This is a genomic window from Proteiniphilum sp. LBM24028, from assembly GCF_056629195.1.
In genome coordinates, this window is sequence record NZ_CM152817.1 from 1,240,678 (window position 1) to 1,254,378 (window position 13,701).

The window sequence follows — 13,701 nt, forward strand, 5'->3', positions numbered from 1 at the left end:
CGAAAAAACGCAGGGCTCCATTGACCTGCCGGTCAATTATTCACTGATTACTCATTTCTTCTGAAAAGAAGGGAGAACACAGATATAGCATCATTCCCGCAAGGGAGACAGCGTTGAATATGAAACAACTTAAAAGAACAAAAATTTCGGAAGCTTTACAGCTTGCCAACTTTGGCGAAGAAGTAAACATCAAGGGGTGGGTGCGCACCCGCAGAGGTAACAAAAATGTGGGATTTGTCGCTTTAAACGACGGATCAACCATAAATAACATACAGATTGTGATTGATATATCGCAGTTTGGTGAAGAGTTTCTTAAACCCATTACTACCGGTGCATGCCTCAATGTGAACGGCAAGCTGGTCGAATCGCAGGGACAGGGACAGTCGGTGGAGATACAGGCCACCGAAATTGAAATCTACGGTGAAGCCGATCCTGCAGTATACCCGTTGCAAAAAAAAGGACACTCTCTTGAATTCCTTCGCGAAATCGCCCACCTGCGCCCACGCACCAATACGTTCGGCGCCATCTTCCGGATGCGTCACCACATGTCATACGCCATCCACAAGTTTTTTAACGATAAGGGTTTTTACTATTTCCATACGCCCATCATTACGGCTTCAGATGCAGAGGGGGCCGGTTCCATGTTTGAGGTAACCACGCTCGATGCCGACAAGCTGCCACGTAATGCGGAAGGGAAGGTTGATTTTACCGAAGATTTCTTCGGCAGACAGACCAACCTCACCGTATCGGGACAGCTCGAGGGGGAGCTGGGGGCCATGGCGCTTGGTGCCATCTACACCTTTGGCCCTACCTTTCGTGCCGAGAACTCCAACACACCACGACATCTCGCCGAATTCTGGATGATTGAACCGGAGGTTGCCTTCAATGACAACAACGACAACATGGATCTGGCAGAGGAGTTTTTGAAATACCTGATACGCTACGCGCTGGATCATTGCATGGAAGATATTGAATTTCTCGCAAAGATGTACGACAAAGAACTGATCGACCGATTGAAGTTTGTGGTGGAAAATGATTTTGTGCGACTCACTTATACCGAAGGGGTGAAGATACTGGAGGCATCGGGAGAGAAATTCGAATTTCCGGTTTACTGGGGTGCCGACCTCCAGTCGGAACATGAACGTTATCTGGTGGAGAAGCATTTCAAACGCCCGGTGATCCTGACCGACTATCCCAAGGAGATCAAATCGTTTTACATGAAACAGAACGACGACGGTAAAACGGTCCGCGCAATGGATGTGCTCTTTCCGAAAATCGGAGAAATCATCGGCGGTTCGGAACGGGAAGCCGATCATGACAGACTACTGCGCAGGGTGGAGGAGACAGGCATGAATATAGAACCCATCTGGTGGTACCTGGAAACACGTAAGTTTGGTACTGCACCCCATGCGGGCTTTGGACTTGGCTTTGAAAGGCTGATGCTTTTTATCACCGGCATGGCCAATATCCGTGATGTGATCCCATTCCCGCGCACGCCAAACAATGCGGAATTTTAAGTTCGAAAAAAATTAATGAAGAATATACGTAATTTTTGCATTATCGCGCATATTGACCATGGCAAGAGTACCCTGGCCGACCGTCTGTTGGAGTTTACCAAAACCGTGGAAGGGAAGGAGCTGCAGGCACAGGTGCTCGACAGCATGGACCTGGAACGGGAGAGGGGGATCACCATCAAGAGCCACGCCATTGAAATGGAGTACATTCATGAAGGGGAAAAATATACCCTCAATCTGATTGATACTCCAGGACACGTGGACTTCTCCTATGAGGTATCACGTTCCATTGCTGCCTGCGAAGGAGCTCTGCTGGTAGTAGATGCGGCGCAGGGTATTCAGGCACAGACTATCTCCAATGTGTACATGGCCATTGAACATGATCTGGAGATCATTCCCATACTTAATAAAATTGACCTGGACAGTGCCATGCCAGATGAGGTGGAAGATCAGATTGTACAGTTGCTGGGCACACCCCGCGAGGAAATCATCCGTGCCAGCGGAAAGACCGGCATTGGTATCGAAGAGATCCTGCGTGCTATCATCGAACGGGTTCCCGCACCACAGGGCGACCCCGAGGCGCCCTTGCAGGCGCTGATATTCGACTCCGTCTTCAATTCATTCCGGGGTATCATTGCCTATTTCAAGATTGTGAACGGTACCCTCCGCAAAGGCGATCTGGTAAAGTTTATCAATACCGGCAAGGAATATGAGGCCGACGAAGTGGGTATCCTACGCCTTACCATGGTGCCGCGCGAGGAGGTACGATGTGGTGATGTGGGTTATATTATTTCCGGTATCAAAACATCGAAAGAGGTGAAGGTGGGTGACACCATTACCCATGTGAAACGTCCGGCTGCAAAAAGTATCGAAGGGTTCGAGGAGGTGAAACCGATGGTTTTTGCGGGCGTCTATCCCATTGAAAGTGAGGATTTCGAGAATCTTCGTGCCTCACTGGAGAAACTACAGCTGAACGACGCCTCGCTTACATTTCAGCCTGAATCGTCGGTGGCGCTGGGCTTTGGCTTCCGCTGCGGCTTCCTGGGATTACTCCATATGGAAATCATTCAGGAACGACTCGAGCGTGAGTTTAATATGGATGTGATCACCACAGTACCCAACGTATCATACAGGATTTATGATAAAAAAGGGAACATGAAAGAGGTGCACAACCCAAGCGGCCTTCCCGATCCAACACTCATCGAACGAATCGAGGAACCTTTTATCCGGGCTTCGGTCATCACCAACACCACCTACATCGGTCCCATAATGACACTCTGCCTGGGAAAAAGGGGCGTGCTGATCAAACAGGATTATATTTCCGGAGACAGGGTGGAGATTATTTACGACCTGCCTCTCGGTGAGATCGTGATCGACTTCTACGATAAGCTGAAGAGCATTTCGAAAGGATATGCATCTTTTGACTATCATATGCACGACTACCGCCCCTCGAAGCTGGTGAAGCTTGATATTCTGCTCAATGGCGAACCGGTGGATGCACTCTCCACACTTACTCATTTCGACAATGCACAAAGCTTCGGAAGGCGCATGTGCGAGAAACTGAAGGAGTTGATTCCACGCCAGCAGTTCGATATTGCCATCCAGGCAGCTATCGGCGCCAAGATCATCGCCCGCGAGACGGTGAAGGCAGTACGCAAGGATGTGACGGCCAAATGTTATGGTGGCGACATTTCCCGCAAGCGTAAACTGCTCGAAAAACAGAAGGAAGGCAAGAAACGGATGAAACAAGTGGGTAATGTGGAGGTGCCGCAGAAAGCATTCCTTGCTGTACTTAAACTGGATTAAAACAGAGATTAGCAATCAGATTAACGCTTATCACTCTCGATACATAACCAACTTAAAATAGTGAGAACTATGAAGACAAAATTATTCCTACTGGTACTGATGGTGACGGGCAGCATTACTTTTGCCCGGGCACAGTATGTGAACGAAAAACCGATAAGGGAGCTGGATGCCGACTATATTCGTATCTGGTCCGACTCGGGACCGCTCTTGAGCTCGAAGAACACGGTGCGGGTCGACTGGGGTCAGGGTGGACGTACTCCGCAGATCACCGACAATCGCCGTCGTGCCATCTCCTTTAACGGGATGATCGCCGTACTGAACATGCTCAGCAAAGAGGGCTTCGAGTTGATTGAGATAGTACGTGACTCTAAAGATGAAACAGAGATATTCTATCTGAAAAGAAAAGAGAGACTCATTCCATATTCTGACAGTAATACAGGCAATGCCGTGGAATATGATTCCAGGACACATAGCCGGTAAGCTCGTACCGGCCAAAATCAAAAGGCACGCCAATCACTTGGAATGCCTTTCTATCAAAATAATAAAAGTAGAGAGAATCTGCACTTTGGGTGCAGATTTTTTTATTCTTCCATTAAGATGGTCAGATCATCGATACAGAAGTAGGCGGGAGTATTCATCCCCTGGTTGCCATTGTCGGTAGACGTAAGATTGAAATGAAGGCTTTTCAGTTCACCAAGGCCAGAAAGTTCAACCCACTTCCATGCATTTAATATCTCTTTTTTTCCGTTTCTGAAATCAGACAGATAAACAGAAACTGACTGGCTGTCATTTCCAGAGATATCTTTCCCGTAAATATCAAGCTTGAACCAATCTCCTTCGCTGAATTTTTTTGCGAACTGATCCCCATTTTTCATTGAGAGGTAAGCATAGGTACTGTTGGTAATATACATTCCTTTCACCCGGTATGTTTTACCATCTTTGAATGAGACCACTGCCGGATTGAATTCAGTGTTATTTGCAGTGAGATACACCTTTCCCGTGTGGGCTTTTCCGGTGATCGCACTGTTGTTTGTATAGCTGGCGGTTGTGACATCACTCTTATTGGTGTACATAAAGCCACCCCAAGCATAATCGGAGAAATAATTATCGAACAGAAAGATACTACCGTTGTCACTAAACTGATTTTTCCAGACGGATCCCCATTCTCCCGGAATTTCGGTTCCCGATTTATCACCGGTCCATTCGGTTTCAGGCTGAGTTAGTTTGTTCTCCAGATCCATCACCTTCGTAATGGTCATCTCTTCATTTTCACAGGAAACCAGCAGCAATGCTGAGATAAATAACAGATAAAACAGATTTTTTTTCATTTTTAATTTAAATTATTTGATGATAAATATTTTATATCTTAATGATCAATAAACACTTATTTCTGCAACAGATGCAAATCTGCCACGCCCGAAACCTCGGTAGATGATTCCCCGATGCGTCCGTTAAACTGGTTGACGCCAGTATATATCTTTACAAAATCAATCCCTGTTAAGTTTGCTTTGTTGCCTGCCGCGTCTACTGCCCAGTCAATATCGAGTTGTGCTCTGGAATCGTTATTTGCCACATTGTCTGCATATCCCCATTCATACGATTGGAGCAGATAGATCCCCTCTGTCGACGTGACGTTGTCGGGTAGCCTGGTTCCAGTGAACTTCAGTTCCGGTTGATTGATCCACTGCGGGTAGTAGCTTTGCTGATGAAATTCAAGCTTGTAGATGAATCCTTCGCCATGCTCTCCGGCATTCCACCCGATGTAGGTGGCATCGGTCACATAAGAGAGCGAGCTGTGTGGTACAGGAGTTTTGTTTTCGTCTGGCCTGTAGTATGTGATGGCGTAGTTATGAATGGACTCAGCATTGTTATATTCGCTACCGGCCAGTTCATACCAGGTATCATCCGGCATCCCGTTTTTATTACTGTCCACGGAGACCATTACAATGCCCGGTTCACTATTTCCGTTGTATGCATTCCCAAAAACGACAAAATCTGCTCTTCCGCTCTTATTCTCAATGGTGTGATCAAACCCCACCACCACGTATCCTCCGTATCCGCCCAACGTGATAAGTCCTTCTTTGCCTCCGGCTATGGCCACTTCTGCTTTTGCGGCCATGGAGGCAGGTGTGTCTCCCGCTGCGTATTCCGGAAGTTTATTCACAAATTGTCCGGGTGCCGGTGTGTATTCAAATACACGGGTGAGATAAGCCGAATATTGCGGCTCTTCGATCTCCCCGATATTGTCGCGTTCCTCTCTGCAGCCGATCAGGAAGGAGATCGACAAGAAGAAAGACAATAAAATAAGATTTTTTATACTTGTTTTCATCTATTTATATTTTATATTTTTACATCATGGCCACATGGAACTGGCTGTAATCATGTGCTTGTGCGTAAATAATTTACATGCCCGTTTCATATTGTAGAAATTTATCAATATTGTTAATTATTCAATCTCCTAATGGTCCCTTCTTTTACGTACTACCGGAATGAAGGGATATAGGTATTTTTGGGGAGGAAAACAAAGTGAGCCGGAATATCGCCCGTCTGCATACTCCACATTTTTTTACCCTCCCGGTCAAATCGATAGAGATATCCGGGATTGATATAATCTCCTGCATCGGTAATATAAATATCCCTTGTTTCCGGATGAACCGTGATTCCGTAAGGAGTTTCAAATCCTTTCTCCGTGCCGTCGGAGATAAAGGCCGAGTTTACCACTTCCCTGGTCGCCATGTCCACGATGGAGAAATTGTTTGCTCTTTGGACGGATTCATCCATGCCGATAAGGTATAGCGAATCGCCTGCGAAAGCGAAATTGCTAACCGGCAGGTCAATGGTGTCAGTCACCGCCTGTTTCCGGTGATCGATAAAATAAAGACGGGAGGGAGAATTGTGATAATCGCTTCTCGAGGAGACCCAGAGATCTCCCCGGCTATCTGCTTTTATCCGGTGCAGATTCATATCCACATCAATCCGGGCGGTCTCCCTGAATGTAGCAATGGATATTACGGAGACTGTTCTTTCGTAATTCATCGACTTGCCTGCTCCACGGTAACCGCCTGAATTGGCAACGTAGATGTTTCCATCGGACACAGCAATACCATCCGGCTGATAGCCTACCACACATGTTCCAGTCACCTCAAGGGTGGCTGTATCTATCCTGGCCACGTATCCTTTCTGCTTGTATTCGGGATCTATCTCTATGGGGCCGGCATAGGACGTAACATAGGCATATCCTTCGTGAAAGGTGATGTGACGGCAGTTGGGAATCTCTATCCGTCCGATGCGCCCGGTTGTGCGAGCATCCATGACCTCAATCTTATTGGAGGCGTTGATTACTGCATACAAGCGGCTGCCATGGAGTTGAAGATCGTTACCCACATCGCCCAGCTCCTTGGGTACGGAAGGATTTCTTTCCGCATAAATGTTCCGGCGATAATTTCCGGTTACGAAATCGTAAAAGTCGAGTGTCGCCTTGTTGCTTCCCATATTCCCTTCGTTCAGCAGGTAGAGACCGGCATAACGACCGGCAGCCGATGCTCCGGGATCGGTGAAAGTCACCTCCGACAGCAACAGTTCCACATCTTTCCGGCAGGAAACCAGCAGTAGTGTAACGACAAACAAATATATGGTGATCGCCTGTTTCTTCATATTTCAACGGTGAGGGTTAGTTTATAATTCCTTTTGGGCATCGGGTAGTTGAGTACTACCTCGTAGTCCTGGCTGAACAGATTGTTGACTTCGAGTGTGAGTTTGCTGTCGAACCGATCGTGGGTAAAGGAGCGACTCAGCGACAGATCGCTGGTGTACCAGGGTTGTTCATAATTCTCAGGCGTGTTTGCAGAAGAGCGATATCGCTCACCCACGTAGATAAAGCTGTAGTTAAGTTGCCAGAGACGATACTGCAGGCCTGCTACGAGTGACCCGTTATGCCACGGAATATAGGCAATCTGGCCTCCATAGGTGATTTTCTCCAGTTCTTTGTTGGGGCGCCGGGTGAGATCGCGGGCCTGCTGGTAGGTATATGTTATTCTCAGGTTTAGCAGCCACTCCCTGTGCACTTCCAAAATGGCAGAAGCCGACAGGTCGACACCTTTAATCTCCGCCTGTCCCAGGTTTGTCATCATCCAGCGGTACATGCCATTTCCTTTGGGAACTGCAATGATCTTATTGGTGACTCTGTTTAAATAGGCATCAGCCTTTATCTCCCAATGACGTATGACCAACTGACGGAAAGATTTGTCATAGGCTGCTCCCAGATTATACTGATAACTTTCCTCAGGATCCAGGTCTGCGTTGCCTATATCGGTATAGTAAAGATCGTTGAAGGTAGGCATCCGGAAACTTTGCTTGTAAAAAGCACGGATATTGAGGTTGTGTGAGTCGAGAGGTTTATAATTGAGAAACAGGGCAGGGGAGAGCTGTTCTTGGACTGAACGTTTCTGCTTATTTCCCGCAACACTTTCGATGACCCAACTACTGAGGATGCTACCCTGCAGCGTGACTTTATCAAAATCTGCCGCTGTAGCCGCCGCGATGAGGGTATTGTAGCGTGTAGGTTCCCTGAAGCCGTCAATGTCCGACTGAAGCCCGTTCCACTGCCAGTCCGCCGCGAGGGAGATATCCCAGTTGCTCAACAGTGCAAATTTGTTCACCAAAGAAAGATATGCCTCCTGCTGGGTGAAGGAATTATCGATATACATCAGGGTGGTATCAGGATTGAGATACCTCATCCGGTCATGGGCATATTTCGCGTTTACCAGGATATCATATCGTGGTGAGATAGATTTCCGGAACGAACCCTGGGTAAAGAAATTCTTGTCCCATTGCCGCTGTGATCGCTTCCATACATTATTTACGATGGCGCCGGGAATACCCCGTTCCGAGGAGTAAAAATAAGCTTTCAGGTTCCAGTTTCCGGAAGGCACAAATCCATGCAATCCTCCTTCAAGCCTTAATGCATTCATATCGCCGTTCTCCCGGGTGGCTGTGGTGTCGTAAACCAGTTCGTGGGTGACTGGGTGTATCCGTTTATAACGGTATGCATACTTGCCATTTGCCGATATCCACTCCGTGTTAAAGGTTGCGGAGAGTGAGGAAGAGAGTTTCTGTTCCCACAAAAGGGAGGGATTGATTAATCCGAACGAGCCCGATCGGAGGATTCCCCTGAGGTTGTAGTTTTTATCATTTTCGAAACGGGGATAGCGCGTACGCAGGTAGATGGAACCGGAGGAGCCGAAATCCCGGGCAGATTGAAAAATCTCGCTTTTCTGGCCGTTGTAGAGGGTAACCGACTCCAAATTATCGAGTGAGTATTTGCCCAGGTCAATCTGCCCGTTCTGGGCATTACCCAACTGAATTCCATCATAGAAAACACCCATGTGGTTGCTGCCCATACTGCGGATATCTACCGTTTTCAGACCTCCTATACCACCATAATCCTTGATCTGGACACCCGAGAAATACCGGATGGCGTCGGCTATGGATAAGCTGTTCAGCCCTTTCAGCTCATTTCCTGAAAGCTTTTGTGCGGGAATAATCTCTTTGTTGGCTTTTGCAGATACCACTACCTCCGGCAGATAAAGGCTGTCGGCCAGATTCATCATACCATCCACAGGCTGGAGGGATGTAACTGCCCGTGCAGAATAAACAGTGACTGGCAGAATAACTACGATCAGAGATAATAATATCAGTTTTAACGAATTCATCTATACCGAATTGATTTCGGTAAAGCATGATGAAAATGAAACACGTTGTAAATAAAGTAATTGTGTGTCGTCTTCATGCTTTATTCCCCGAAAGCCATGTAACTAAAATGAAACTGTTGGCAGGTCTTCTGACTTACTCCCGTGTCTGAACGCCTTCCCGAAACCACTCTGATTGTCCATGGATTTTTCTCTCCAGGTACAGAGTGTATATTCAGTGGCAAAAGGTGTTTTGTTCAGCACATAAGCGGAGCTTACAGCAGCGGGTCTGTTCAGGATTTCCACCTGATTCCCTTTTCATTACCTGTTCCGAAGCCGAGAAGGAACGGGTAACACCAACATTTCTAAAGGCAAAGATACAAAAAAACAGGAATAGCTCTTCTCTTTTCAAAAGAAAAGTCCAAATAAAGTTTTATCACATTGCAAACAACAGGTTTGAAACAGAATAAATTTGATGTTCACCGGGGTGGCATTCTCTTATAACGGCATGTTCCCATGTTTCTTAGGTGGATTAGATTCAGTTTTGTTGGCCGTCATTTCCAACGCCTGAATGAGTTTAATCCGGGTAGTTTTAGGGAGGATGATTTCATCAATATATCCTTTTTCTGCAGCGCGGTAGGGGTTTGAAAACAATTCGCTGTATTCATCCGCCGCATGCTGTCGTTCTGCCTCGTCGGAAGAGCGGTATAGGATGTTTACAGCTCCTGCTGCACCCATCACAGCGATCTCAGCATTGGGGTATGCGAAGTTCACATCGGCTCCCGACTCTTTTGAGGACATGACTATATATGCGCCGCCGTATGCTTTGCGTGTGATAAGTGTAATTTTCGGCACCGTTGCTTCGGCGTAGGCATATACGATCTTGGCTCCATGACGGATGATGCCATTATGTTCCTGATCGCGCCCCGGAAGGAATCCAGGTACATCCACAAAAGTAATAAGCGGAATGTCAAAGCTGTCGCAGAACCGGATAAATCGTGCGGCCTTATCGGAGGCGTCGATATCGAGCACGCCGGCCAAATAGGCAGGCTGGTTTGCAACAATACCCACTGTTCTGCCTCCCAGCCGTGCAAAGCCGATCACGATATTTTGTGCAAACTGAGGCATGATTTCAAAGAAGTAATTCTCGTCCGCTACCTCTTTAATGAGCTCCTTGATGTCGTAGGGCAGGTTGGTATCGTCGGGAATCAGTGTCTGCAGTCCAGGTGATTCGCGGGAGATACTGTCCTTTGTGGGCACAAGCGGAGGATCTTCCATATTGTTGGAAGGAAGAAAACTTAACAGCTCACGGATCATCATTAATGTTTCTTCTTCATCATTCCCCACGAAATGGGATACACCGCTTTTTGTCGCATGTACACTGGCACCTCCCAATTCTTCCTTGGTCAATGTTTCATGCGTGACCGTTTTCACTACATCGGGTCCGGTCACGAACATGTTGCTCTTGTCCTTTACCATGAAAATAAAATCGGTCAGCGCAGGAGAATAACAGGCACCTCCCGCGCAGGGACCCAATATGGCTGAAATCTGGGGGACCACACCCGATGCCTTGATGTTCTGATAAAAAATATCAGAGTATCCACTTAATGATGACACTCCCTCCTGAATACGGGCACCACCCGAATCGTTTAACGCTATGACCGGCGCGCCGTTTTTTAGGGCCAGCTTCTGAACCTTCACAATTTTATGGGCATTTGAACGGCCCAGTGAGCCCCCGAACACGGTGAAGTCATAGGCATATACATACACCAGGCGGCCATCGATTTTTCCATAACCACTCACCACACCATCGCCGGGAATACGTTTTTCATGCATGCCATAATTGTGCGATTCATGTGCCACAAACTTGTCTATTTCAACAAATGTGTTATCATCCAGCAATAGCTTTATCCTTTCACGGGCAGTCAGCTTACCGGACTCTTTTTGTTTCTCTATCGCTTTGGCTCCGCCTCCCAATTCGGCTGCTTTATTTTTCTCCTCGAAAACCTGAAATTTTTCCTGAAGTGTCATCGTTCCTGTAGTTAATTTGTTTTGAATGAAATGAGTAGCTGATCACGGGTCACAGAGTCACCCTCCTCCACATGAATCTTCTCTACGATGGCATTTTGAGCTGCAGTGTAGGTACTTTGCATTTTCATTGCCTCTACCACAATGAGGGGATCCCCCTGCTTCACTTCCATCTCTTCGGATACCATGATTCTCACTATTTTACCAGGCATGGGAGAGGTGATAGTCTCCTGCACCTCTTCCACGACTTGTTGCCGTCCCCTTAAATATTTCTTTTGCGGGTTCGACAGTTCGATATCAAAATAACGAAAATTTGTAGTGATGGTATATTTTCCTTCGGAATGACGAACCGATTCTGCATTGTAGGAGCGTCCTCCATACAGAATGGAACAAAAACCACTTTCTGACATGACCACGTCAATGTCATATAATTTTCCGTCTACAGTGATCTCTACCCTGTTTCCATCCTTCGATATCATTTCCACTTCACATGTTCTCCTGCCTGTCTTCGCTTTCATATGATTAAGCTGTTGATTTCCAAAAGTACCTTTTTATATTCGCAGTACGCCTTTTTGTTTGCCAAAAGCACGCCACCTGCTTATAGGAAGGTTGTCGGCCTGAGCAGAGGAAGGTGTATCATTATTATTCACAATATAATCTATATACGCGGCAATGATGGCCATATCTTCTATTTCATTATCGTCTCCCGTGCTCTCCTGAAGCTTACTGCTGTTGTCTTCAATAAAATGTGTGGTATAATTTCCTTGCTCAAAATCCCGCGTGTCCATAATACGCCTGAGATAGTCGATGTTTGTTTTCACACCGGTAATTTTGTACTCATAAAGCACCCGGCGCATCCTTTCGAGTGCATATACACGGCTGGTGGCCCAAACAATCAGTTTTCCGATCATGGCATCGTAGTAGACCGGTATCTCGTATCCGTCGTAAATATAACTGTCTACACGCACACCAATACCTTCGGGTGTTTGAATGTGACGGATGATACCGGGTGAAGGGGCAAAATTATTTTCCGGGTCTTCGGCATATATACGGCATTCAATCGCATGCCCCCTTTGATGCAATCTCTTTTGGGTTAATCTCAACTTTTTCCCGTTGGCAATATGAATCTGCTCCTTAACCAGATCAACCCCCAGCACCTCTTCCGTAATGGGATGTTCCACCTGAAGACGGGTATTCATCTCCAGGAAGTAAAAATTCATTTCACCGTCCACCAGAAATTCAATAGTACCCGCACCTGTATATCCGATGGATTTTGCTGCCCTCACAGCTATGGCACCCATTGCAAGACGGGTTTTCTCATCGATAAAAGGAGAGGGACTTTCTTCAACAATCTTCTGATGACGTCGCTGTACCGAGCATTCACGGTCGAACAAGTGTATCACATTGCCGTGGGTGTCGCCCAAAAACTGTATTTCTATATGGTGGGGCGACTCGATGTATTTCTCTATATAAACAGAATCATTTCCAAAAGAGGCCTTTGCTTCTGATTTAGCGGCATCGTAAGCTTCCTGTAGTTGTTTCTCCTCATGCACTAGTCGCATTCCTTTACCACCCCCGCCGGCAGTTGCCTTGATAATGACGGGAAAACCGATCTTACGGCAAACACGGAAAAGATCCCTCGGCTTCATATCTTCCGATGTGCCGGGCACAACAGGTACTTTTGCCTCAATCATCTTCCGGCGTGCCGAGATCTTGTCGCCCATGGCCTCGATGCTCTCCGCCGAAGGGCCAATAAAAATGATACCCTCTTCTTTACAACGGCGTGCAAACTCGGCATTTTCACTCAAAAATCCGTAACCGGGATGAATGGCATCGGCATGGAACTGCTTTGCAGCATCGATAATCTTATCGGCTCTGAGATAGCTTTCCTGTGATGAGGCAAGACCTATACATACCGCCTCGTCGGCGTATGTCACATGTCGGGATGTACGGTCAGCCTCAGAATAAACAGCCACCGTGCGAATCCCCATTTCCTTACAGGTTCGCATGACACGAATCGCAATTTCTCCCCGGTTTGCAATTAAAATTTTCTGTATCACAATGGTTTAGTTTGATTTTATCACAATTAATCCAACTCAATTTTTTGCAGAATATTATTCAAACAAATATATGCGATAATTGTTCCCTATTGGAAACAATTCTACAGAAAATCTGTGATGGTTTTAAAACCCATCAATGAGGCCCTTGTAAAAACCGGTCACGCAACGGTTATCGGGCAGAGCAAGAGATATTTTCAAGTCGCAGGTGCCGGCACCATCCAATATTTTTATTTGTACATTGGCGCTTTGGAAACCAGTCCTTCCGAGTCTGTCACCCGAATATCTCATGCCGTTTACAGCACCGTTCACCAGCCATTCTCCCTGTGCCAGGGGAATGGTGAACAGGGTATCTGTCAGCGTGTCCGGGAAAGATAATTCCATAAAATTATCATTTGCAGATTTGTTGTTGTCAGGGTATAGCTGAAACACAAAACTGTCACCTGCACGGAAGGATCTGGCCGCCGTGATGGAATTCTTTTTTCCTTCGAATGACAAATAGTTGTTGGTCGGGCCTAGTTTGTCTCCAAATTGGTCACAACTCACTATTGTTAAAACAAACACAAAAGCGATCACTACGAAAATAGTTCTTTTCATTTTTTAATTATT

Annotated in this window: 11 protein-coding genes and 1 riboswitch; of the genes, 3 read left to right on the forward strand and 8 right to left on the reverse strand. The window is 46.6% G+C overall.

Translation table 11 applies throughout. The features are described from left to right. Window positions 1–119: 119 nt before the first annotated feature. The 3 genes from asnS (at window position 120) to AC1HCU_RS04885 (ending at window position 3,800) form a co-directional block, all read left to right on the forward strand. Window positions 120–1,517: an asparagine--tRNA ligase gene (asnS, locus tag AC1HCU_RS04875; protein WP_480369739.1), complete on the forward strand. Its 1,398-nt coding sequence runs from the start codon at window positions 120–122 to the stop codon at window positions 1,515–1,517. Window positions 1,518–1,532: 15 nt separating this feature from the next. Then, window positions 1,533–3,320, forward strand: coding sequence for a translation elongation factor 4 (lepA, locus tag AC1HCU_RS04880; protein ID WP_480369742.1), 1,788 nt, complete (start codon window positions 1,533–1,535; stop codon window positions 3,318–3,320). Window positions 3,321–3,389: 69 nt separating this feature from the next. After that, complete coding sequence (locus tag AC1HCU_RS04885) at window positions 3,390–3,800, forward strand: hypothetical protein (protein WP_321721953.1); 411 nt, start codon at window positions 3,390–3,392, stop codon at window positions 3,798–3,800. 101 nt (window positions 3,801–3,901) lie between these two features. On the opposite strand, the gene AC1HCU_RS04890 is transcribed toward AC1HCU_RS04885, so the two are convergent. The 8 genes from AC1HCU_RS04890 to AC1HCU_RS04925 form a co-directional block, all read right to left on the reverse strand. Continuing rightward, window positions 3,902–4,648: a DUF4465 domain-containing protein gene (locus AC1HCU_RS04890; protein ID WP_480369745.1), complete on the reverse strand. Its 747-nt coding sequence runs from the start codon at window positions 4,646–4,648 to the stop codon at window positions 3,902–3,904. 56 nt (window positions 4,649–4,704) lie between these two features. Next, window positions 4,705–5,649: a PKD domain-containing protein gene (locus tag AC1HCU_RS04895; RefSeq protein WP_480369747.1), complete on the reverse strand. Its 945-nt coding sequence runs from the start codon at window positions 5,647–5,649 to the stop codon at window positions 4,705–4,707. Window positions 5,650–5,801: 152 nt separating this feature from the next. Beyond that, window positions 5,802–6,974 (reverse strand): DUF5074 domain-containing protein, encoded by a 1,173-nt coding sequence (locus AC1HCU_RS04900; protein ID WP_480369750.1) that lies wholly within the window; start codon window positions 6,972–6,974, stop codon window positions 5,802–5,804. Continuing rightward, window positions 6,971–9,031, reverse strand: a complete 2,061-nt coding sequence (locus AC1HCU_RS04905) for a TonB-dependent receptor plug domain-containing protein (protein WP_480369753.1) — start codon at window positions 9,029–9,031, stop codon at window positions 6,971–6,973. The genes AC1HCU_RS04900 and AC1HCU_RS04905 overlap by 4 nt, the downstream gene beginning before the upstream one ends. A gap of 101 nt (window positions 9,032–9,132) precedes the next feature. After that, window positions 9,133–9,383: riboswitch (cobalamin riboswitch) on the reverse strand. A 122-nt stretch (window positions 9,384–9,505) separates the two neighbouring features. Continuing rightward, window positions 9,506–11,038: an acyl-CoA carboxylase subunit beta gene (locus AC1HCU_RS04910; RefSeq protein WP_480369755.1), complete on the reverse strand. Its 1,533-nt coding sequence runs from the start codon at window positions 11,036–11,038 to the stop codon at window positions 9,506–9,508. Between the two features lie 11 nt (window positions 11,039–11,049). Continuing rightward, entirely contained in the window at window positions 11,050–11,553 is a 504-nt protein-coding gene (locus AC1HCU_RS04915; protein ID WP_480369758.1) for an acyl-CoA carboxylase biotin carboxyl carrier protein subunit, read from the reverse strand. Between the two features lie 33 nt (window positions 11,554–11,586). Next, window positions 11,587–13,095: an acetyl-CoA carboxylase biotin carboxylase subunit gene (accC, locus tag AC1HCU_RS04920; RefSeq protein ID WP_480369761.1), complete on the reverse strand. Its 1,509-nt coding sequence runs from the start codon at window positions 13,093–13,095 to the stop codon at window positions 11,587–11,589. A gap of 123 nt (window positions 13,096–13,218) precedes the next feature. Further along, window positions 13,219–13,689 (reverse strand): hypothetical protein, encoded by a 471-nt coding sequence (locus AC1HCU_RS04925; RefSeq protein WP_480369764.1) that lies wholly within the window; start codon window positions 13,687–13,689, stop codon window positions 13,219–13,221. Window positions 13,690–13,701 lie beyond the last annotated feature (12 nt).